General features: G+C 59.4%; 16 protein-coding genes and 5 pseudogenes. 8 read left to right on the top strand and 13 right to left on the bottom strand.

Going from position 1 to position 21,480, the window contains the following annotated elements; all coding sequences use genetic code 11:
- Window positions 1-267 precede the first annotated feature (267 nt).
- The 8 genes and pseudogenes from NKJ15_RS16725 to NKJ15_RS16690 all read right to left on the bottom strand — a co-directional run bounded on the left by NKJ15_RS16725 (window position 268) and on the right by NKJ15_RS16690 (window position 9,434).
- A pseudogene (locus NKJ15_RS16725) lies at window positions 268-771 on the bottom strand (ATP-dependent DNA ligase).
- 316 nt (window positions 772-1,087) lie between these two features.
- The gene (locus tag NKJ15_RS16720; protein WP_352542257.1) at window positions 1,088-1,426 is read right to left on the bottom strand and encodes a slr1659 superfamily regulator; all 339 of its coding nucleotides are present in this window, start codon (window positions 1,424-1,426) and stop codon (window positions 1,088-1,090) included.
- 18 nt (window positions 1,427-1,444) lie between these two features.
- Complete coding sequence (locus NKJ15_RS16715; RefSeq protein ID WP_352542258.1) at window positions 1,445-2,005, bottom strand: slr1658 superfamily regulator; 561 nt, start codon at window positions 2,003-2,005, stop codon at window positions 1,445-1,447.
- Window positions 2,006-2,007: 2 nt separating this feature from the next.
- Window positions 2,008-4,374: a SpoIIE family protein phosphatase gene (locus NKJ15_RS16710; RefSeq protein ID WP_352542259.1), complete on the bottom strand. Its 2,367-nt coding sequence runs from the start codon at window positions 4,372-4,374 to the stop codon at window positions 2,008-2,010.
- A complete protein-coding gene (locus NKJ15_RS16705) occupies window positions 4,371-5,549 on the bottom strand; it encodes a methyltransferase domain-containing protein (protein ID WP_352816289.1) in 1,179 nt (392 codons plus the stop codon). The genes NKJ15_RS16710 and NKJ15_RS16705 overlap by 4 nt, the downstream gene beginning before the upstream one ends.
- Window positions 5,546-6,067 (bottom strand): ubiquinone biosynthesis methyltransferase UbiE, encoded by a 522-nt coding sequence (locus tag NKJ15_RS16700; protein WP_502906676.1) that lies wholly within the window; start codon window positions 6,065-6,067, stop codon window positions 5,546-5,548. Before NKJ15_RS16700 ends, NKJ15_RS16705 begins: the two co-directional genes overlap by 4 nt.
- Before the next feature lie 166 nt (window positions 6,068-6,233).
- Entirely contained in the window at window positions 6,234-7,880 is a 1,647-nt protein-coding gene (locus tag NKJ15_RS16695) for a putative bifunctional diguanylate cyclase/phosphodiesterase (RefSeq protein WP_352816285.1), read from the bottom strand.
- A 411-nt stretch (window positions 7,881-8,291) separates the two neighbouring features.
- Window positions 8,292-9,434 (bottom strand): helix-turn-helix domain-containing protein, encoded by a 1,143-nt coding sequence (locus tag NKJ15_RS16690; RefSeq protein ID WP_502904338.1) that lies wholly within the window; start codon window positions 9,432-9,434, stop codon window positions 8,292-8,294.
- Window positions 9,435-9,662: 228 nt separating this feature from the next.
- Here NKJ15_RS16690 and NKJ15_RS16685 point away from each other — a divergent pair, with 228 nt between their 5' ends.
- The 6 genes and pseudogenes from NKJ15_RS16685 to NKJ15_RS16665 form a co-directional block, all read left to right on the top strand.
- The gene (locus NKJ15_RS16685) at window positions 9,663-10,178 is read left to right on the top strand and encodes a hypothetical protein (RefSeq protein WP_352816283.1); all 516 of its coding nucleotides are present in this window, start codon (window positions 9,663-9,665) and stop codon (window positions 10,176-10,178) included.
- A gap of 356 nt (window positions 10,179-10,534) precedes the next feature.
- Window positions 10,535-11,019: pseudogene (locus tag NKJ15_RS16680) on the top strand (recombinase family protein).
- Window positions 10,985-11,098, top strand: coding sequence for a helix-turn-helix domain-containing protein (locus NKJ15_RS33005; protein WP_502906675.1), 114 nt, complete (start codon window positions 10,985-10,987; stop codon window positions 11,096-11,098). Before NKJ15_RS16680 ends, NKJ15_RS33005 begins: the two are co-directional and overlap by 35 nt.
- Before the next feature lie 324 nt (window positions 11,099-11,422).
- Complete coding sequence (locus NKJ15_RS16675) at window positions 11,423-11,725, top strand: LytS/YhcK type 5TM receptor domain-containing protein (RefSeq protein ID WP_352816281.1); 303 nt, start codon at window positions 11,423-11,425, stop codon at window positions 11,723-11,725.
- A 166-nt stretch (window positions 11,726-11,891) separates the two neighbouring features.
- Window positions 11,892-12,239, top strand: coding sequence for a PIN domain-containing protein (locus tag NKJ15_RS16670; RefSeq protein ID WP_352542266.1), 348 nt, complete (start codon window positions 11,892-11,894; stop codon window positions 12,237-12,239).
- A gap of 195 nt (window positions 12,240-12,434) precedes the next feature.
- Window positions 12,435-13,310: pseudogene (locus NKJ15_RS16665) on the top strand (CBASS cGAMP-activated phospholipase); the annotation flags it as partial.
- Window positions 13,311-13,582: 272 nt separating this feature from the next.
- On the opposite strand, the gene NKJ15_RS16660 reads toward NKJ15_RS16665, so the two are convergent.
- The 4 genes from NKJ15_RS16660 to NKJ15_RS16645 form a co-directional block, all read right to left on the bottom strand.
- Window positions 13,583-16,243 (bottom strand): caspase family protein, encoded by a 2,661-nt coding sequence (locus tag NKJ15_RS16660; RefSeq protein WP_352816279.1) that lies wholly within the window; start codon window positions 16,241-16,243, stop codon window positions 13,583-13,585.
- Between the two features lie 488 nt (window positions 16,244-16,731).
- Window positions 16,732-17,145 (bottom strand): curlin, encoded by a 414-nt coding sequence (locus NKJ15_RS16655; protein ID WP_352542268.1) that lies wholly within the window; start codon window positions 17,143-17,145, stop codon window positions 16,732-16,734.
- Window positions 17,146-17,318: 173 nt separating this feature from the next.
- The gene (gene csgH, locus NKJ15_RS16650; protein ID WP_352542269.1) at window positions 17,319-17,720 is read right to left on the bottom strand and encodes a curli-like amyloid fiber formation chaperone CsgH; all 402 of its coding nucleotides are present in this window, start codon (window positions 17,718-17,720) and stop codon (window positions 17,319-17,321) included.
- Window positions 17,721-17,782: 62 nt separating this feature from the next.
- A complete protein-coding gene (locus NKJ15_RS16645) occupies window positions 17,783-18,220 on the bottom strand; it encodes a curlin (protein ID WP_352542270.1) in 438 nt (145 codons plus the stop codon).
- Window positions 18,221-18,396: 176 nt separating this feature from the next.
- On the opposite strand from NKJ15_RS16645, the gene NKJ15_RS16640 reads away from it, so the two are divergent.
- Both NKJ15_RS16640 and NKJ15_RS16635 read left to right on the top strand, forming a co-directional pair.
- Window positions 18,397-18,636 (top strand): hypothetical protein, encoded by a 240-nt coding sequence (locus NKJ15_RS16640; RefSeq protein ID WP_352542271.1) that lies wholly within the window; start codon window positions 18,397-18,399, stop codon window positions 18,634-18,636.
- A 129-nt stretch (window positions 18,637-18,765) separates the two neighbouring features.
- Window positions 18,766-19,143, top strand: a pseudogene (locus NKJ15_RS16635) (Tn3 family transposase); the annotation flags it as partial.
- Between the two features lie 336 nt (window positions 19,144-19,479).
- Here the strand turns inward: NKJ15_RS16635 and NKJ15_RS16630 are convergent.
- Window positions 19,480-21,459, bottom strand: a pseudogene (locus tag NKJ15_RS16630) (AI-2E family transporter).
- Between the last annotated feature and the right edge of the window lie 21 nt (window positions 21,460-21,480).

Raw genomic sequence — 21,480 nt, 5'->3', positions numbered from 1 at the left:
TGGGTCAGTTTGAAATTCCGAGCCGCTTTCCCATCGTTGTTGCCCTTGGGATCGTGTGCGGTCTGCCCGCCGGGCGCGATCATCAGCCTGCCTGTGGCATATTAAGAGCCGCACCTACAGGTCGGACACATGGCGCACCAGCCAGCAACTGCAGAGCGCTCGAATAGAACCCTTGCCAACGGAGAGCCGTCCATACACGGCCGAATTTTGAGCCTCAGGGCGGTGGTGACTGGAACGCGCAGCATGTCGGTCGGCCGACTTGACCGCCTACGCTCTCGAGCCCACCTTCTCGATGGCCCGAAAGATCGCTAGCGCACTGCTCTCGAAATGCTCGCTGTACTGGATCTTGCCGGGGCCGTGCTCAACGAGCTGCCACAGCGCCTGCTTGCGCTGCAGCAGGGGCAAGGAGGTTAGATTGCGACCGTCGAGATGGAGGATATCGAACGCGACGAACACCAGCCGGCTCGGTTCGAGCCAGATCGCAGCTTCCTGCGCAGGTCAATGGGGAGCGCCCTGCTCGCCTGGAACAATGACCTCGCCGTCGATAATGGCAGCCCGGCATGGCAGTTCGGCCGCCAGCGCGATGGGCCAGTATTTCGTGGCCCAGTCACGGCCGTTCTTGCTGTATAGACGCACGCCGCCTTTATCGATGATGATCTGCGTTCGGTAGCCGTCAAGGTTGACCTCCTGAAGCCATCCCTCATCTTCGGGCGGCTCCGTGACCCGAGTCGGGATCTGCGGCGGAATGAACTCCAGCTGGCCGCCGTTCACCTTGGCACGCTTACTCAATGACGCCACCTTTGATCGCGCGGCGGCTGATCGGCACAGACAGCCCGACATCCCCCCAACTTGGACGCCTGCCGCCTGTGCCGAGCCCCCGCCGAGCCATTGCGAGCATCTGCGCACGAGGCCGGATTGTCGTTAGCTTGGCATCCAAATACTTATCCTGGTGTACATATTCGCTGTAGGCGCCGCGCTCCTGCACCTTCTCACTATCGGTGCGGAGCTCCCGCATCGTCCCGGCTGACCTATACTATCTCGGGTTGCCGCAAGCCCACGCAGTCCCTTGGCAAATTTCGGGACCTGGTCAGTCCATCAAAAGCACCACAGCGGGATGCAGCTTCTTCAGATTCGGCAATGATTTCGACTGCCAGGGTATGTCGGGCGTTCCACGCACGACGAGTCGAACATCGGGATGCTTGCGCACCTCGATGGTAAATTTCGCCAGCAGGTTGATGCCGGAAGAGTTGAGAAAGTGAAGGTCCTTCAGATTGAGCGTAATGGAAGCGGGTTTCGAGGCAAGAACACTGGTCGCCAAAGCCGTGATAGGCGCACCGGCCTCGGAACTGGCAAGCCGCATTGCACCGTCGAAGAAAATTTCGCTTCCTTCAGTCCACACACGATAGTCGTCTGTCTTGATTTCCATAGCCTGGCTTCGTTTCTTCTAGTTGTGAATTTGCGAGATCGGAATGGAGGCATATGTCTCCACGCAGATCCGATCGCTTTCGTCGGCGGCGCTGAATATCCAAGCCAGGCGTGCGCCGTAGTCACTCATCAACGTCAGCAATCCAAGTCCGGAGCCTCCTACGTCGGGGTTGGCGGCATTGGCTTCAATTCGCTGTATCAGCAGGTCCATGGGGTCGCCAACCGTGATGTCCGCCAGGAGACTTTGGAACTCAGACGCATCTTCACCATCGACGTCATTCGACACTTTCAGCTTGAAGCACTCCGAATCCATCGACGCCTCGATCAAGATCTCACCCGGTGCGCGAAACTTGACGGCATTTTCGATGAGTTCGTTGACCAGATATCCAATGCTGTGCCGCACTTCCATGTAGTCATTGCGGGACGACCGGAAGCGCAATGCGAAAAGATCGGCGATGAAGTCCGAGGTCGTGGCACAATGACGCCAACTCAAGTCGAGAGGTCCGTCGAACAGCCGCACGCGACTGACGCTCTCCTTCATCCCGATTGCAACGTCAGGGGTCCCGAACAGCGTTGTCATGGCTATGTGTGCCTTATGATCACGAGGGTGATGTCGTCGTGGATCTTCTGGATCCCGATATGGGCCATGAGATCCTCGATGATCCCGGTTTTGATTTCCTCGGCGCTCCCGCCTTGACGTCTTCGTGCGCTCTGGCAGAGGCGCTCGAACCCGAACAGCCTTCTGTCTTGGTCTTCCGCCTCGGTCACACCGTCGGTGTGCAGCACGATCACGTCGCCACTGCCGAACAGGATGTCGCGTGTGGCAATGAACTTCGAGATGTCATTCTCCAGGCCAACCGGCAGACCCAGATCCATCGTATCGATGCGTTCGACGTCCCCGTCCGCACGCACGACGAGAACGTCCTCATGCTGGCCGGATAGCGTTACCCGCTCATCCTCGAAGTCAAGGAAGGCCAGCGAGAGATGCTTTCCGGTGTTCGTCCGCTCGATGTTCTTGTAGATCGCTCTGTTCAGCCGATCCAGAAACTGGTGCGGATCCGCCTCGCTGGTCTCCTGCAGCGCGCGTGCAACAGATTGGACCATCAGCATCAGCACGCCGCTCTCGAGACCATGACCGGTCACGTCGCCGATGCCGATCTTGACCCGTGACCCGTTCTGCAGGACGTCATAATAGTCACCGCCGACCTCGTCGGCCGGCCGCATATAGGCCGCGATCTCCAGCCCCGGAATCGCTTCGAGTTCGAATTGTTTCGGCAGGACCATCATCTGTATCTGCCTGGCGACCGCGAGTTCGGCGCCAAGGCGGACGTTCTCGTCCTGCAGCTTTTCGTTGAGTGCGGAAATCTCCTGATTGGCGTCCCCGAGTTCCCTGGTTCGTTCGTCGACGAGTTGCTCGAGGTTTTCCGTGTGAAAGCTGATCTGCTCGGCCATCCGGTTGAAAGCGATTCCTGCCGCTCCAACCTCGTCGCGCGTCGGAATGTTCACGCGGACTGAATAATCTTTGGACTGGAGCCGCTGGGCGGCGCTGGCAAGTGCCCTGAGGCCCGCGGTGATCCGTTTCGAAATTCCGAGCACGGCCGCAAAAACAATCAGAAGCGAAACGGCGATCGCCGCGATCTGAAACAGCAGGATACGATTGGTTGCGCGAGAAATACTCTCCTGCGCGGCGAACAGGGATGCATAGATCTCCCGTTCGGGAACGACGATCCCGACCGACATCGTTTCGGACTTGATCGGTCCCGAACTCCACAAGTTGGTCGGCTTCAATCTCTTGAGGACAACAATATAGGGAACGTGTTCGCCCTTATTGTCGAGCATGATATGCTGAATGACACCGTCATTGTTCTTGTCTAGAGGTAGTGACGCGATAGCCGGCTGCGTACTTCCCCGCAGAGACCTTTCCAAGCCGGTGACGCCCTGCGTGCCCGCATCGCTCGATGAAGTCAGGCCGATGATCGCCTGGCCCGACGGATTGATCGCCACCACGTTGCCAGTCGACATCGTGAGGAAGCCGAATCCGGTTTCAGCGATCTTCACCCTTTCGACGACTTTCGCGAGCTGATCGAGAGTGATATCTGCTCCCGTCGTACCGGCGATACCGGTGCGATCGCGCGTCCAAAGCGGGTGGAAAAAGCTGACGATCAACTTTCCCGTGATTGCATCGGTGTAAGGCGCCGTCTGGGTAATATCGTCAGGGACCGGACGTGAGGCGGGATCCCTGGCCCATTGCTGCCATGAACCATAGATTCCCGGAAAGAAGAACTCCCAGAATTCCGCCTTGTTGTGACCTGGATAGAGTCGGTCGAAGGTCTGTGCCTGATCCGTATACGGTACCGTCCGGAAGATCGGCCGTTCCTTTGGACCAATATAGTACATCTGCAGTTTGGACGACCCGCTGGCCATGAGAGTCGGCGCGACGAGATCGATCAGAGTACTGTCTTCTATTTCCTGCCGAACGCTGGGCAGCGGACTGTGGTCGGCGCCCAGCAGGTAGCCCCAGACGCTTACCACGGAAGGCGCGCCCGGCAGATTCTGCGCCCAATCGCCCTGCGCGTTGTAGACAACCTTCACGGAGCCGGGCGCCTCATGCGAAAGCGTGGCGCCGACCTGTTGCTGCCTCCTCGGATCGTCGATCTGGGCCTGCAGCACGCCAGCGAGCGCCTTGACGTCCCCGTGAACCCGATCGAGCAGCAGGTCAACGCTCAACGCTGTCGACTCGGCATAGGAACGAATGTATTCCTGGTTTGCGTTCGTCAGGCCCTCACCGACTTCCGAGGTGGCGTCGCGCGACAGCTTTTGAACGTTCCAAAGCGCCAGACCACCGCTCAGCAGGAGGTCGAACAGTACGGCGCCGCCAACGACCAATACGAATTTCGCTCGAAAGGAGCGCAGGCCGAAGCGCGGTGTAGGCTCGTTATCGGCTTTCATTGTGGCCGTCGCCCCGATGCGACCCAGATCGGCCAACCCGCATAACCCTTGGGGTGTAGTGCAGCGAAAATGTGATCCTGGAAGCCCTGCCGGAACCGTGCGACGAACTCCGGTCCGTCACCGCGTCTGCTCGCCATCTCCCCGGCATAGACATCCGCCCAGGCCGCAATGACGTCGGCGAAGTCCTGCGGATCGCCGTCCAGGTTAGTGACCATGAAGGTCTCCACAAGGATGTCTTCGAATCCGGCTTCCACCAGGTATCGCCGACTCTTGGGCCCAAACTCGACGTCCATCTCGAAATGCCCGAACAGCTTCGCCACCTCGTCGTAGGTCCAGCGAATGCTTTCGGCGCGCGGCTCGCCGAGGCAATGCGAATTCTTCTCGTTGGTGATATAGACCCGACCGCCTGGCTTGCATATGCGGTAGAGCTCCTTGAGGATGAGTTCAGGTCGATTGAAGATTTGAAGCGAATGTCGGCAAGTGACCAAGTCGAACTGCGCTTCGTCGAGCAGCATCTCCGACGCATCGCCATAGGTGTACTCGATGCCCCGGATATCGAACTCCCGCATCACTTGTCGAGCATAGTTCAGGCTTGGCATGGAGTGGTCGAGGGCGACGATCCGCGATGGCTGGAACTCCTTCTGCGCGAGCACGGCGAAATCACCGATCCCGCAACAGATGTCGGCCATGACGATGCCGGGCCGCATGCCGTGTCGCGGCAAGATTGCGCGCTCGTGGCGCCAAGTCATCTTTGTCTGAGTGCGCAGGATCGGTACGAACCCTCCTTCCTCAAGGAAGCCCTGCCCCGGATAGAATTCGGTGTCATACTCCTTGACCGTTATGTTCGGTTCTATTCCGCTCAGGCGACCGAATTTTCGCGAGGTCCATCCGACGACGCTTGATGTGATGACCACGAATTTGAGATCGGGTCGAGCGCGACAAGCGTCGATGATGATCCTCGATAAGGTGTGAAACGCAGCGTTGTTCATCTGCGTCAGGCGCCTGACATTGACGTAGAGAACGCCGCGCACACGGCCAATCGCATCGCGAAGCAATGCTATCGCGGGCCCAAGCTCATCGATCGCCTGAGGCCGGACCACTCCCGATATGGAGAACTCCTGGTTGTTCGCGTCGTATTGCGCCTTGAAGCGCGGGAGAAGGTCGTAAGGGTTCAATTTTGAAAGCCCTCGAGCGGAAGATCCACGACAAGCTTGATTGCATCGCCGTCGGCCTCCTCGGTCCAGAGTGTCGCGTTGTAGTCGACAGCCAGTTCCAGGAGTACGACCTCGCGGCTAGGCGCGAGATCCCCAGACAAGGAATTGAGGTATCGTTCTCTGGCCTCTATTCCAGCAACTTGCGATACGGCTTCTTCGTAGAATTGGCGCTCCTCCGGCACACAAGGAATTGTCAACTCGATCCTATCCGTCGCGCCATGGCGAGACACCCTGCATGCCAGTTCGCCTTCGGCATGGCGCGTACGAAAGGCGACTTCCAGCAATTCGTTGAAGGCAGAGGAAAAGAGATTTGCATGATGGACCGAGTCTGACCTGTTTTGACTGATCATCCGGGCCATGTATGTCGAGACATAATCGCAATGTTTCCAAGCGGAGACAAAAGCTTTGATCTCCAAGTCGATCTGGATCATCGGCTCAAAAGTCGGCTCGCCAGTCAGATCATGATGAACGGGTCCCATCGGCATCTCACTTGTTCCATCAGTATTGAGGCCTCGCGGGCCTCCGCGAAGAAAAATTTCACCGCGCCCTTGATGAGTCAGTCTCGCACCCACTCGAAGCTATGCACGGTATCTGCCTCGATCGTTCTACAAATCTCGACTTCACCGTTAACAAAGGTGCAAGGCGCTAGAGCGCTCGATTTGCCTCCCTCGCTCGTACCACCCTCAGCGGGGACCGCTTGATGAAATCGCTGATGGCCTCGGCTCCAAGCGGCTTTCCCAGGAAGTTGCCTTGCAGGCAATCGCAATTCTCCTTGATCAGCCACCGTGCCTGTGCCGACGTCTCCACCCCCTCGGCAGTGACATTTATTCCCAGGCCGTGCGCCAGATTCATGATCGATCGCACGATCGTTTGGCTTTTGAGATCGGTCTCCAAGTCCGCAATAAAGTACTGATCGATCTTCAAAGTATCGAAGGGGAAATTCTTAAGGTAACTTAATGATGAATAGTATGTCCCAAAATCGTCGAGCGAAATTCGTATTCCCAAGACGTTCAGAGTATTTAAGGTGTCGATATTATCGATCGTCTTCTCAAGAAGAACCTGCTCGGTTATCTCGAGTTCAAGTCGGTCAGCCCGGATTCCAACTGAGTCGATGATTTGAGCAACCGTATCCGTTAGCGAACCGCTAAGGAACTGAGCCGGCGACACGTTCACTGCGACCGTCAGCGAGGAAGGCCACGTCAATGCCTGGCGACAGGCTTCCTCGAGCACCCATCGTCCAATCTCGTCCATCAGACCGTCCGCCTCGGCGATCGGTATGAACACGCTGGGTGGAATGATTCCGACCTCGGGGTGCCGCCACCGCAGTAACGCTTCGAATCCGATCACCGACGCGGGAGGTCGAATGAGCGGCTGATACTCAAGATAAAGCTCGCCGCGCTCCAGCGCGGTTCGAAGGCTGCGCCTCAGATTCTCGCGTTGCTCGAGCAAGAGCAGCATCGAACGGTTGAACGTTCGAGCGCAACCGCGTCCATCCGTCTTGGCTGCGTAAAGAGCAATGTCGGCGGCTTTCATCAACTGCTCGCCGTCGGTCCCGTGCTCCGGCCCGAAAGCAATTCCGATACTCGAGCCGACGAAGACGGGAATGCCGTTGATGACAAACGGTTCCTTGAACGCATCGACAAGCGATCCAGCGAGGCGCTCGGCTTCCGCGGGCTGATCCTTTCCCAATTGGATGACAGCGAACTCATCGCCGGCATACCGATACGCAGATTCGCCGTCCTGCAGCGCGTCGCGGATTCGACCTGCCGCGAGTTGAAGAAGCGTATCGCCTGCTCCATGACCGAGCGTGTCGTTGACCGCTTTAAAATCGTCGAGGTCGATTTGCAGCAGGGCGGCTTTCGGCTTTGGTCCGCCGATGGCCGCCAGTGCTTGCTGCAGCCGTTCACCGAATCGCCGCCGATTCTGCAGTCCGGTCAGCACGTCGTGCGTTGCCTGATGGAGCAGAACTACATGCTCCTGCTCTTCCGCCGCGCTCCGCCCGCCGCGTTCCCTTGATTCGATGATTCCCACACCATTTGCAGTGGGGAAGACGAAAACGGACCGGGGCGCTTCGCCTGATGATGACGGCAAGTCGATGCTTGCCGGAGAGCCGCCCTGGAACACACGAAGGAAATCGTCGCGATACCTCGCATTGAGAAAGCTCGGGTAGATCTCCCATACGGCGGCGCCCAGCGCCACCGCGCCTCCGTACACGCCCTTGAGCCTGGTTGCGTAGTGCGTCAGGCGGAAGTCGCGGTCATAGATTGACAAAAGTTCGGTCGTGTTCGCCAAAAGGTCAGCGAGTATCCCATCGCCGGCACGTGGAGCATCGCTCGAGGAAGGCCCCTCACTCTCCGTGCCGACGCCTGATGCCTGTGGGCGCAAGAGCCACCTCCATAGGCGGTGCAAATTCGCGCCCCCAATCTAGGAATAGCATAACTGTCAACCTTAGCAAACTTTCCACTCGCAGTCTTAACAAGTGCCGCATGCAGCGCAGTTGCAATGTATGCTCCGTCGTGACTGGCGACAAATTATCGGTAACGTCGAACAGTCACAGTTCGTTAATAAATCGCGAATTGGCGGGAATCAGCTATGTGATTGATGGCGCAGTGGACGCGACACGAAGATATTCGTGCGGCGTGGTCTTCCCCGCCCCGGCAAGCCTGTTTTGGGCCCGCCCCATCAGCATCGCCGATCCTGTACTCAGCTTCCGAGCGCTTTGAGCCAACCTTCAAAGGAAGAGGCTTTCTCCTGTCCGGCAAGCGAAACAGAGTTGGCGGGGCGCGGCAACACCACAGTGCTGCGGCCTTCGCGGGGGCTGTAACCGAATTCCTTGCTGAATGCCCGGCTGAAATTAGCCGCTGAACTAAACCCGAAGGCTTCAGCAATTTCAACAATGCGCCGGCTGTCCGCCGGATCGCTTAGCGCAACATGGGCTGCCAGAAGGCGGCGACTTTGTATGTAATGGAGAACACCACCGCTTGGTTCGAACAACTGATAGAGACGAGAGCGCGAGACGCCGAGCGCCCGGCACATCGAATCCGGTGTCAAATGAGCCGCATCCAGATTGTGGTGGACGTATCGACGCGCTCGCTCCATTAGCGCGACACCCGTCAATTGTTCGACGGCCGCAGCCTGTTCCGCCGGAGGCCCGAGGCAGGCAATAATCATGCTGCGTGTTGCGTGCACGATGCGGGGCAGATCGTCAGCCGTGAGGCTGCGCAGTCTTGCTTCTATGCCATTGACGTAGTCGAGCAAGAGGTTGGCAAAGTTGCCGGACAGAATTGAATTGTTCTTGGCGTCCAGGGTTGCCGCCGCATCGGCGAACAAATCGCGCGGCAAATAGAGAAAGAGACTTTCGGAGTCCGTTGTCCTCCCGCGAAACGGGTAGCCAAGCGATCTGATCTCCAATTTGCCCGGCTGGTTCTCCGCTACGCGGCGATCGACCTCCGTCCACGACCGGCCAGTACGTGGAAAGGCGATATACCAGTGATCGATCGAGCTGGACCGAAGCTTCGCGGCAGAACGCATATAACTATGTGCCGGTGCGCGCTGTTGAACGATCAGCATGCCACCGAGATTCCAAGCCGTGTGGTCCGCGGGAAAGCCATCGTTCAGCGATTTGTCATCCGGCAACCTGACCTCTATCAGCGGCGCCATATGCGCCTGCCAAGCGGCTAATTGATCCTTTGGCGCTAGTTCGAGCGTTGAAAAGGACAGAGGTTCAGACACCGACGCGAGCGACGAAGCGTCCTCATTGTGGGACTGACCTTCGCGTGGCCAACGACGCCGATCGAGGTCCCGCGGCTGCCTCGCAGGGGCCTCGTCTCTCCTCTTAGTGTCCATCGCGTGGTGCCATATCCGAATCGGCTATGCCCCATGCCCCTCTCAATCATGTGATGTACTTCAGGATCTGGCAAGGCTGGTGAACTCGAGTCGACTGAAACGGCGATCAAGCTGGTTTACGGAAGAAATGCATTCCGAGATAAGTTTCTGGATGGGAAGCTAACGACACTCTTCAACTTGGTACGTATAGAATCGGTCGTCGTGAAATTAGTTGAGGAGTCCACCGAAATGACCGCAAAGCTCGACAGCGAAGCTCGTCGCAGGACAATTCTTGATCAATACAGTAAATTTGGTTGCATGCGAACTCCGAAAGAGGCGGCGGAATTCCGGCAAGGATTTCATGTCCCAGAACAAAGCTGGACGTCTAGAGCTCGCGAGTGCGCGCTGATTTTAGGATTATTGAAAGTACCAGTCAGCGAGTCACCTCATTTCAACAAACGCCCCAGCGGTTCATCAGCAAAAAGAGGCCCGCCGCAACCACGGGCAGCGGGCCCTGAAAGGTTCGCACAGATGCTGCGTCCGCGTTTCGCTCGCACCTGCCTCAGCCATATTGATCTGGCTATTTGTGAAAGTGTGTTTGATCAGGTTTGCGCAGATGATCTCATCGACCCTTTAAGCCGGGACGCCGAGGCCTTAGCGGTGGCAATTGTCGCAGTCTTCCGAAACATTACTACCAACGAGCGCGAACTGCTGGAGGACGTTAGGTCTTTTCGTCCCTCAAAGGGCTCAGAGACGGCCCACTAGCTTGGCGGCGTTGGGAGGCGAATTGTTAGCCCTACTTTGGCATAGCCGGATTCGCATCTGTATTGGCCATTGACGCCCGCCAAAGTGTAGCCACAGCGCTTGTGAAGGGGATGGAAATGGGTTTAGCCCAAGACTTGTCTGATGTTGCCCTCACATTCGATTGTCCGGATTGCTCGCATCCGGCGGTAAGGAAGGGCTCTGCGCTAAGAACGATCGCGCACTTCAGATGCAACGGGTGCAACGCCAAGGTGCGGATCACTTATCCGCAGAAGGTAGCGATCTTCGAAAAGCACAAATTAGCCGCCCAAGGGGCAGTGCGATAAACCCCCAACGCTGCGGGCGTGATACCTTTTGGCATGTCCTTGGGCGGTGGCCCGGCATGTTCCCGGAAGCGCTTCCACAGCCGCTCCCGCATCTCGCCCGGCCAGAGCATGCGGCTTGAGCAAGCCGGCGCCATCAAGGTCTTCTCCGACGTCAATTCCGGCAGGAGCATGGACCGGCCGGGCTTGGCCGAGCTACTAGATTATGCCGGCGCTGGCGACACCCTGGCCGTCGTGCGGCTCGACCGGCTCGGACGCTCGCTGGCGGAGCTGCTGGAAACGGTGAAGATGCTGCGGGGGCGACAGATCGACCTTCTCAGCCTTGAGGAGAAGATCGATACGTCCTCGGCGCCGGCGAGTTGATCTTCCACGTGTTCGGCGCCATCGCTCATTTCGAACGACGGCTGATCTCGGAATGCACGAAAGACGGGGTGGCAGCTGCACGGGCGAAAGGGAAACGACCTGGGCGACAACCGCTCGACCTGAATCAAGCTGATCAAGGCCGAGGTATCGCCGGCTGAAGCTGCGCGGCAATTGGGTCTCGGCCGATCGACCGTTTATCGGGAAATGAGACGACTGGGCATCAGTCGGCCAGCGTAGCGAGCATTTCCAACGCTTGCAAACTCTCGCGCTGGGGAACTTCAAGGGCAAATAGTGACCGAAGTCGACCTTCGCCGTCTCGGTCTTTATGGCTTCATAACTGCTCATTCTGGCCATTCGCATTGCCGGCCGCAACATCGAGCGGGCGCGACAGCAGTGGGTCCCTATGGCGCATGGACCATAGCTGCCGGTGGCGAAACCATCTTCCTTCCCTACCTGTCGGGTGGAGTTCCGTCAACGGGAGTGCGAGATCCTTAATAAATCGTTGACGCAATGGCACCTACGGTGCTGCCAGACCTTGCTCAGATGTCACGGACTACCGGGATGATGTCAGTCATCAACATGATCGAAAGCGCAGCGGTAGTCATTCTCGCCGTGCTTTTCCTCGCCTTTCTGGGTGACCGTCTCGAGCGTTCCTTCTGGGCAAAGAGCATCGTCTTCGGGATCGTGTTCGGCGCGACCGGACTGATCAGCATGGCATCGCCGGTCGAATTCGCCCCCGGGTATTTTGCTGATGGGCGCAACATCGTGATGGCGTTCTCTGGTGATTGCAAGGGCTGGGCGCGTCGACAATTTGCCTCAGGCGGCGTTTGTCCTATCGTCGGATACCATACTCTCGTTGATTGACTCAGTTCGCGATGGAACAGAACGCAAAACTGCACGGCGAAGGCCCGCGAGTGCATTGCTTGCACAGCTAAAGCCGCTCGATGCAAGCGTTGTGAAGATGCGTCTTGAGCCTCGGTCTCAAGAGGAGACTGTTGGCGGACGCGGACGTGTATTTTAGTCGTCGTTCATGTCGCGCTATTTGATGAGCTCCCAGTGCATCTTTGACGTGATCAAGAGGCGTAACCTCACCGCTGAACTTTGGTTAGAATCCGCAGACTCGCGCGGCATCTATGCAGACGATATCTGCATCAGTGCAGTGACGCCCATGACCATCAGATGGCAACTTGAACAAGCGCTCACGGCGGCACGGGCAAAGCCCGAAGCCGCCGTGCATCCCGTGCCGGTGATCAGAGACTTCATCGACCAGGCAAGCAGGCTGTTCGAAGATTTCGCGCGCGATGACCGGATCATTGCGATGGACCATCGGATCGCCGCACGCTGGGGGGATTTGCTTGACATGAGGATCACATATTGACACCCCGACGGTCGGCCATTCGATGTGCCTAGCGCGACAAAGGTTGAGATCGCAACAGCGTTGGTTGGGAGGGGCGATTTCCCATTTGTCTACGTGGACTACCATCAGGATGGGCACGCAGAAATCCCGGGGCTCACGGTAGAAAATCCTGAAGACTTTGTTCGCAAGTGAAATGGCGCAGTCCGCTCCCAATAGATTTCAGATCTTGGCACTGAGCGGTGGGGCTACCGAGGGCTCTTCGGCGCCGAGTTTCTCGCCGCATGCGAGTCAAAGTTCAACGTTCGGTGCAATAACCGCTTCGACATCATTTCTGGAACCTCTATCGGCGCGCTTCTTGCTGCCGGCCTTTCAGCATCCGTTCCAGCGACGACATTGGCGGCAATAATGAAAGACTACGGACCGTCGATCTTCGCTCGTGGTATCGCCACTGGGGTCAAACGGCTTGTGGTCGCGGCACTCTATAGTCCGGTTCCAATCCTTGAGGCTATTCGTAAGACGCTCGGCAAGCCCGTTGCCGAAACGCTACTCAGCGACTACGAACCTGCGCTCATCATCACGGCCATCAACTACTCCACAGGCGAAACGAGTATCTTCCGTTCCAAAGGCATTGCGGGGAAAGCGGCCAGCGCAGTGAGCATCGAAGATGCCATACTCGCAAGCGCGGCGGCGCCGACTTTTTTTCCGACGAAGAAGATTGGCCCTAGCGAGTACATTGACGGTGGTCTCGTAGCGAACGCACCAGATATCATCGCACTTCTCGACGCTTTGAACTTCTGTCACGCGCGGATGGAGGAGGTCTACCAGCTTTCGATCGGCACCGCGTCACGTCGGCAAGGTTCCGCAGTGCATGATAAATCTCGAGCTCCCGGATCTTTTTCATGGATAGCGCGCCGTGGTCTTATCCAAACAATAATGGCAGCCCAAGAACATTTGGTGCTGTCTCAGATGAGCAGCCTCCTTCGAAATCGATTTCTACGCATTGACGAAGAACCTGCGCAAAACCAGGTCGAAGCCATCAAATCACTGGATCTTGCATCTCCGGCAGCAACAGAAACGCTTCCGCTATTGGCGTCACATCGATCGATCCGCAGTAACGGCATAGGAACTGAAGCCGAATATTCGCTCCGTAACTTATGCCAGTCGCGCCAACTTCGGCCTGAATCGCTTTTCCAGGGCGAAGGCTGTCATCAGAAGGCTTTCATCAAGAGAATACAGAAATGCACCAGGTGCCCGGCGACCCGGCGCTCATCGGGTGAGCGTGACGCGAACAGAACCTTGTCCGTATTTCCTGTCCATCTAGAGCCCCACCGATCCACTGCGGCGCCCCGATTGCTTCCGCGCTCCTATTTGCTGCAGGCCGGCTCGCCCGGATGCCCGCAGGACGGCTTCTTGCCTGGCGGCTGCTTCGGCAGTCGTCGCTCTTGCATCTGGGGCTTGGGCTGGACATGGAATTCCGGCTTCGGCTGGGCATGAAACTCCGGCTTCTGCGGCAGGCCTCGCTCTTGCATTTGGGGCTTTGGCGGCGCGTGAAACTCAGACTTCTGCGGCTTGGAGAAAACCTGCAGGTTCGACTTTTCCTGCAGCTTGAGCTGGCGCTGCGGATCCTCGTTCGGCTTGTTGACTTTGAAGTTCCGCTGGACGTTGACTTCCGCGCCGGCGGAACCTCCACCGCCGTTCTGCGGCTTGCGAAACTTCCTGTTCCCGTCGCCCGGCGCCAGATCACTCGGTCCGACAACGGCCTGGCCTGCGGACAGGTCCTTGCGCGTCAGCTTTTTCGGCTTGCCGCCACCCTGGTCGGAAAAGTCAGGTGGATTGTTCTCCTTGAATTTTTCCTGCGCGCTCTGGCCCAGCCGGGCTGGCGCACCGTTGACGGTCGGCAGCTTGCGAAACTTCTTGTTCCCGTTGCCCGGCGCCAGATCACTCGGTCCGACAACGGCCTGGCCTGCAGACAGATCCGTGCGGGTCAGCTTCTTCGGCTTGCCGCCACCCTGGTCGGAGAGGACAGCTGGGTTGTTCTTCTTGAACTTTTCCTGCGCGCTCAGGCTCTGCCCGGCCGGTGCACCGTTGACGGTCGGCAGCTTGCGGAACTTGCCGTTCTTGCCCAGCCCATTGCCGGCTCCGTTCTGCTGACCATTCCCCTGTCCGGTAACGCCAGCGCCGGCATTTCCCGTAGACTGCTGGCTGCCACCCAAGATCCCTCGCTCGCTAAGCAGCTTCTTGGACCTGTTGTTGGGTAAATTCTGCCCGTTGAGCACCGGCGGTTTGCCGTTGACGAGCGGCAGCGCCCTGCCATTCGCTCCCGGCAAAGCATGATCCATTGAGAGCGTCTTCGATAGCGGCTTTGCGCCTCCAGGCTGCTTGCCTTGCGCAGCCCCCTGGCCGAGCTTGCCCAGGGCGGCAGAGTTCCGGTTGGAGAGTGCAGCCTTCTTCTGCAGCAGCGGCGGCAGCGCCACTTTTGCCGTTAGCGCGGCCGCTCCTAGACCCTCGGCAGCGCCTAGCTTTTGGGCGGTAGTAAGGCCGCCCGGCGCGTTACCATTGGCCTGCCCAGCCTCACCGTTGGTCTCGTTGTTGATCGTCCTGTTGTTGATGATGGTGGTGTTGGGGATGTTGTTGAAGACGATGTTATCGCGCGGTGGCACAATGTTGCGCGGCGGGTTGACCCATACCGGCACCGGCACGAAGACGGGCACCGGCAACACGAAAATATCGACTGCCGGCCGTGGTGGCGCCAACACAATGAAGTCCGGCGGAGGCGGCGGCAGGAAGATCACTGCGACAGGCGGCGGCGGCTCGAAATGGAAATCGGGATCGCCGAAATAGAGTACGGGCCGATCGACATAGATGATTTCCTCCTCCTCCGGCGGCGGCACATCGTAGGCGTAGACGGTGAAATCCTCCGGCGGCTCCAGCGCTGCATCGAAATGCTCCAGCCGCCGGCGGGCATCCCAGGCGTGCGGACCGTGCGGATAGCGATTGAGGTACGACCAGTAGGCTTCCGGCGTATCCTGGAGCCAGGTTTCGCGCCAAGTGATCGCTTCGCGCCGCGCAGCGATGATGGCACGCACGCGCTTGGCCATTGGATCGTGTGGGAAAGCGCCGACGAAATCCTCGTAACCGCGGAGCGTGTCGTGGTCGAGGGCCGCAACATAGGCGTCGTGGGCGTCGAAGTCGCGGATCTCCCTGGTCCGGTTGGCCCGAGACTCAGCCTCCGAGACCTTGGGCGCGGGCGCATCCGGAGCGCGGTCGAAGAAGACGAAGGGCGCCGTGATCTTTGAGGCGTTCCACGGAACTTCCGCGCCCTGGGTCACCCCGTTGACGCGAAGGCGCGTGCGATCGAAAACATCGTCAAGCGGCAGACCGCCTTCGCGCATCATCTCGGCCAGCGCCTGGGCGTAGGCGCCGTACGGTCCCTTGCCCTCTGGCGCGACGGTTCCCGGAGCGGCATTGAATGCGATAAGCATGTTCGGATCGGGATCGACCAGCGCGAGGCCGCCGGCCAGCGGCTGTTTCATCTGCGGGAATGCATTCGGCCGCGCCGCATCTAGCACGACGATGTTGACCTTGGTCGGCAGTCCGGCCAGCGACTTCGAGACATCTGAGAGCCGCATTCCCTGAAGCGGGACGTCGGTTGGATTGGCGATCTGGGCATCGATTGGCAAGAAATAGTTCTCGCCTTCAAACTGCACGCCACGGCCGGCGAGATAGACGAAGACGACCGCATCGGAACCGGCGGCGGAAACCTTGCCGAGGAAATCGCGCAGCGCGCCACGCAGCGATTCCTGGTCGACATCGCGGGCGCCGACCACATCGAACCCCGCCGCCTGCAAGGTCTGTGCGATCAGGCCGGCATCATTGGCCGGCGTCACGAGCGTGCCCGAAGGATAGGCGGCATTGCCGATGACGAAAGCGAGGCGTTTTTCACCCTGGGCGTGAGCCCCCGTCGCCGAAGCGGCCACGAAAACGACGAGGAGGAAGAGGCAGAGGAATTTCTGGAGCGTCAGCATGACAATCCGCCATCCGTACAAACAATAACGCTGCAGAGACAGAAATCTTCCGCAGACGTTGCAAAACAGAATCTCGCGCCGCTTTGCGGCACAATTTCGTCTAAAAAAAGCGGTTCAGATCGGCGGTATCCAGCAATTGAAAGCGAGACTTCTATCTCGCCGTGCATGAAACAGTCAAAATGGAACTATGAAGGTTCATGGGATTCGGCTCAAGCGTCATAAGACCGCGCGAGCGCGCCACGTGGCGTTGTCAGTCGGCGCTCCGGGACTGGATACCTAAAGCGCGATGAATGCCCGCCCTCGCGTTCTAGACCTCACATGGTCGTTCACGGAAAAGAGCGGGAAGCAGCTGGCAGGCCTTCGGATCGCACCTACTCCGCGCGCGCCCATTGGTGCGACCGCCAGCACATTGGAAACTGCCGCCAGGCAAGCGAGCCGCTGGGCGACGCGCAACGATTCTCTGGGCCCGAGTCTCGATCGGTCGGCCGCTACCAGCCATAGCTGAAAGTAGCGCCACCACTGCCATTGCCGTTCTGCGCGACATTGGCGTCGGTGTTTCGGCCAAACTGGAAGATACCGTAGGCGTTCTCATTGCCGTTCTGCTGCAGCGTGGCGGAATGGCCATTGCCCTCCTGCTGGATGATGCCCAGATTGCCGCGACCGTTTTGTCCGATGCCAGCTGCGTTTCGCTGTCCGGACTGACGAATGCTGGCACCATGCAGGCCGCGATACAACGAATAGAAGCGCAGTCCAGTCGCCAGAGCGCGGGCGTCGCGGGCGTTGCCGGGGGCAAATGTCGCCGAAACCCAGCCGCCCGCGTAAGCCGGTGCGGACAACGCCGCCTGGCCGATGCTGCCGGCAACGAGAACGGCGGCAAGAGTTTTGAACATATTGCGGGTCATCTTTGGTCTCCATTTTCCGGCTGCCCAGCCTATGGCCAACCTTCTCATTTGGTGGCTGAACCCTCCCGGAATCCTTCGTTCAGCTGTCGTTCAGTCATTTTTTCTCCCGGCCTGACGCACATAGAAAAAGGGCGCCGATTGCCGACGCCCTTTTCGTAAATCTGGCGATGCGATCAGGTCGCGCCGCCGAGCCGCTCGGCACAGCTGATGCTCTTGCCATCGACCGTGAGCTCGAGCCTAGCATCATAGACGGCGCCCTTCGCGTCAAGGGTGACGGCGCCGAGCGTGGCTGGCTTGCCGGGCGCTGCGCTGAAGGCGCCGTCCTGCTCGATATTGGTGCCGCCGGTGCGAGCGGCACTTTCAACATGGAACGAGTAGGTGCCGCTCACGCTTTTGTCGGCATAGGCGAGCGCCTCCAACGAGACCATGTCGACTTCCGGCGTAGCGCGGATCTCGCAGCGCACCGGCCCGAGGGACTGATCGGCGGTGGCCATGGCCGCCAGCGCGCCGGCCGGGATCAGAACCAGGGCGAGCGCGGCCATGACGCGGCGGGGATGCTTCACGATGTGTGGCATATTCGTCTCCTTGGCGTTCGTGGGCCGCGGCCGCGGACTACGGCCGCCCGGCATTGCCGTGTTTATGGGCAGGCCTGGACGAAAGCGGCGACATTGCCACTGCCACCCTGGCTGACATCGGCGTCGCAGCCGTGGCCCACCTGCACGCCGGCAGCAATGTTGCCGTTGCCGTCCTGGGTTAAGATGGTGGTGTGGTTCGAGCCGAACTGGGCGATGCCGGCCACGTTGCGGTTGCCATTTTGATAGGTGGCGCCGTGGTTGCCGATCCCCTGCTGGCCAATGGCCGAAAGGTTGTGGCGGCCGCGCTGCTGGCCGATCACCTTGTTGAAGCGGCCGTTCTGGTAAACCCGGATACGGTTCTTGAAGCCGTTCTGGGCGCCGCCAGCCGAATTAGACCAGCCATACTGCTCGATGCTCACGTCGTTGGCCATGGCTGGGGCAGCGACGACAATGCCGACAAGAGCGGCGAGCGCGGTTGCGATGAAAGAATTGCGGATCATGAGGGCGTCTCCTTTGGCGGACGGGACCGCGAGTTGAACGGCTTCGTTTTAGGAGATGCCGTTCGAACCGATGCTGAAGGCGGCGTTCAGCCGTGGTTCAGGAGGAGAAGCGGGAGGCCGCATACGTCCCTGCCCCTCATAATTGGGCTGATCGCCACTTCAGGCTGAAGAGGGCGGTGGCCGAAAAGCAACGCCACCTCTTCGATCGAAAAGCCAATTTTGAGCATAACGTTCGACATCCGCAGCTTCGTTACGCCATTGCGGCGGCGGACCACGGCAGCTTCTGCCGCGCCGCGCGGGCGCTCGACAATTGGCGCTACTTGCTCGTTCCGATGCACGCTACTGCAACATTTCCTTCGCCGCCGGCATTGTACTTTTCTGAGCGCTGCACTTTGCTCGTAATTCGTATCTCGTAATTCGTATAAAGACCCGAGATTCGCGGGTCTCTATGCTGGACTCCTCGGCCAGTCTGCGGCTGGCGTACTCCTTCCGGTTTAATTGCTTGATTGCTAATGTCCCGCTAGCCTTCAAATCCAAGTGTGTGACCGGTGCGACGTCCGCGCTGCCAAGCCGGCCTCAAGGGCGAAGGTGCGCATTAACTGAAGTGCGCCGTCTTCTTCCACGAGCGCGGCGAAATCCCGCGACCGATCATTCGAAAGCCAAGCGTTCCGCGCCTCCGGCCTCAACCTCGTCGTTAGCGCGATCGTGCATTGGGATCCGGTCTATATCGAACGGGCCGTCACTCACTTGGGCAAAATGCATCGCGAGGTTCCGGATCACCTGCTGAAGCGCGTCTCGCCGCTGAGCTGGGAACACATCAATGTGACCGGCATCTACACATCTACAGTTGGTATGCAGATCATCAGATGCCAGAAGGCTTCCGGCCGCTCAGATTTCCGGCTCGGTTCCGCCACGCCGCATGAAGTTCATGCTCCGTTCGACCTTATCGTGTCGCTGGGAACAATTCTTGTTCCGACCCTAGAAAAGCCTGCCGCTCGTATTTGTGCGTGCTGATCGGACGGCGACATAGTGCGCCGTTGCGCACAGAGGGCCGTGCCCGTCCATCGGCGGGCTGGGCCTGCTATCGTACTGTCCTTGACGAGTTCGAACTGGATGGCCAGATGCTTGGCGTCATTGGCTGTGCGGTCGGTTCTTCGTTTGCCGTACTGGTGTTGAGCAGCTGTCTGCCTGACCGCTGGCCATCGCTGGGATCAATAACCCGCGCGCCAGGAGTGCCCCGCGGTGTCGTCGCCGCGGCCTCAGCTTGCAACCGCAAGCGGCGCTTTCTTCGTGACGGACGGCTGCCGGCGCAAGCGACGCTTGGCTGCGAGCTTGAGCGCTACCGGCGGCTCGCTTGACAGCGCGCCGCGCACTGCATCGACGATGCTATGGGCAACGAAATCGGCATTGATGTCGCCGGCCAGTGCTGCCGCCGCCTGGCTGTCGTCGTTGCCGGCCTCCGACCAGAACGCGATGCCAACCCTGAGCGCCGGCCTGGCGCGCTTCAGCCGGCGCACCAGGAAGCGGGCGTGCTTGACGGAATCGGGGTTGAGGAAAGCCGACAACGACGGTATCGACAGCGGCAAGATCGAGCCGGCGAATGCTCGCCGGGTCCATATCGGCGAAGCCCGCCGTCGACACCGTCGCGCCTTGAACTTCGAGCACCTGCGCCAGCATGGCAGCGGCGGCATCATCAAGCTCGCCGCGCCCGCCGCAACACAGCACTGACATGCCGACGCCGTTAGGCAGTTCGATCTCGTCCTCGGCTTCCTTGCCCTCCCCGGCTGTTTCCTTTCCCACATCCGTCTTGCCATACTCGGCGAAAGCCGGCTCATCCTCTTCGACCGCTTCTTCGTGTGCGCTGTCGTCGAGATTTGCCACCAGCGTCAGCGCGCTGGCTGCCATCTGCCGTCGCGGACACGATCCTGCTCGCCGAGCAACAAAGCGGGAATGACGATCTTGTCGTAGAACTCGACCAGATATTTCTCAAGCATCTCTTCGGCGTGGTCGGTGGCTTCGTCCGGATCGCCGGCCAGGAGCCGCTGGTAAAGCCGGGCATGCGGTTCGAGCACTGGCTGGTTGCCGAACAGCACGTCGAGGAATTCGAACTGCGGCACGTGCCTGCCGAGCACAACCAGACAGACGGTGAGGGGCGTCGACAGGACCAGGCCGAGCGGGCCCCACAGCCAAGTCCAGAAGATCGCCGCAACGATGATGGCCAATGGCGAGAGTCCCGTGCGCGCGCCATAAAGCCAGGGTTCGATGACATTTCCGGTGAGCAACTCCATCACCATGAAGAGGGCGGCGGTCCACAGCACTAGCGACCAACCGGGCGCCACCGCCAGCGCCAGGAACAGTGGTACGAGCGCCCCGATGACCGGGCCGATATATGGAACGAAGCGCAGCGCCAGCGCCAGCAGGCCCCACAGCAGCGCATTGGGGATGCCCAGAATCCAGAGCCCGATAGCGATCGGTATGGCATAGACGATATTGAGGACCAGCTGCATCAGCAGATACTGGCCGACGCGCTTGCCGGCATCCTGCAGCGCCTGGGTGGTGCGGTGCAGATCACCATAGCCGACTAGGCGGATGAAACGATCGCGCAGATCCTCGCGCTCCAGCAGCATGAAGATGACGACAACGACGATCAGAACCGCCGAGGCCAGCGGGCTGATCAACGGACCCATGAGGTTCTGCAGGATCTCGAGTGGCCGTTCTCTCGCGACGATCTCGACCGGCACGGGCTCGGGCCTCGGCGCGTCGGCGGCGGGCGGTGACGGTTCCTGCAGATCGATCTCCTGCCCGACGCGCTGGATCACCTGACTCAATCTGGCAATGATCCCTCCTCCTGCCCCGGTTTCCTTGAGCGAGCGGATCTTGGTCAGGATATTTGTCTGGTAGGCCGGGATGTTCTGCGCCAGTTCGCTGACCTGCGACGCGGCAATGAAGGAGAACAGAGCGAGTGCCGCGAATGCACCGAGCACACTGACGATGACGGCAGGAAGGCGGGGAATGCCGACGCGCTTCAGAGCCGACACCACGGGCGCGAGCGCGAAGGTCAAAAGCAGCGCAATAGCGATCGGCAGGAACACTTCGCGCCCGAAATACAGCGCCGCAACCGCCGTCACGATGGTAGCGACGGTGGGCAATGAAGTGCGCGGACGGGCATTGGGGGCGAACGGAATGCCCACCAGCCCGGGCTCTGATGGGTAAATTCCGTTTAGACGATTTGCCGCCACTGAATACCTCGCCCTGCCAGC

It is taken from the genome of Mesorhizobium sp. M0207 (genome assembly GCF_040321995.1).
GTDB lineage: Bacteria > Pseudomonadota > Alphaproteobacteria > Rhizobiales > Rhizobiaceae > Mesorhizobium.
Note: the sequence above shows the minus strand (reverse complement) of the source record. Positions and strands in the feature narration are given on the sequence as shown.

Bases quoted from the DNA above. Each gene is read 5' to 3' on its own strand.
- NKJ15_RS16700 (WP_502906676.1), bottom strand. From the start codon at position 6,067: ATGGGACCCGTTCATCATGATCTGACTGGCGAGCCGACTTTTGAGCCG.
- NKJ15_RS16660 (WP_352816279.1), bottom strand. From the start codon at position 16,243: ATGCTGACGCTCCAGAAATTCCTCTGCCTCTTCCTCCTCGTCGTTTTC.
- NKJ15_RS16655 (WP_352542268.1), bottom strand. From the start codon at position 17,145: ATGACCCGCAATATGTTCAAAACTCTTGCCGCCGTTCTCGTTGCCGGC.
- NKJ15_RS16675 (WP_352816281.1), top strand. From the start codon at position 11,423: ATGATGTCAGTCATCAACATGATCGAAAGCGCAGCGGTAGTCATTCTC.
- NKJ15_RS16685 (WP_352816283.1), top strand. From the start codon at position 9,663: ATGACCGCAAAGCTCGACAGCGAAGCTCGTCGCAGGACAATTCTTGAT.
- NKJ15_RS16720 (WP_352542257.1), bottom strand. From the start codon at position 1,426: ATGGAAATCAAGACAGACGACTATCGTGTGTGGACTGAAGGAAGCGAA.
- NKJ15_RS16645 (WP_352542270.1), bottom strand. From the start codon at position 18,220: ATGATCCGCAATTCTTTCATCGCAACCGCGCTCGCCGCTCTTGTCGGC.
- NKJ15_RS16715 (WP_352542258.1), bottom strand. From the start codon at position 2,005: ATGACAACGCTGTTCGGGACCCCTGACGTTGCAATCGGGATGAAGGAG.
- NKJ15_RS16670 (WP_352542266.1), top strand. From the start codon at position 11,892: ATGTCGCGCTATTTGATGAGCTCCCAGTGCATCTTTGACGTGATCAAG.
- NKJ15_RS16690 (WP_502904338.1), bottom strand. From the start codon at position 9,434: ATGGACACTAAGAGGAGAGACGAGGCCCCTGCGAGGCAGCCGCGGGAC.
- NKJ15_RS16710 (WP_352542259.1), bottom strand. From the start codon at position 4,374: ATGAAAGCCGATAACGAGCCTACACCGCGCTTCGGCCTGCGCTCCTTT.
- csgH (WP_352542269.1), bottom strand. From the start codon at position 17,720: ATGCCACACATCGTGAAGCATCCCCGCCGCGTCATGGCCGCGCTCGCC.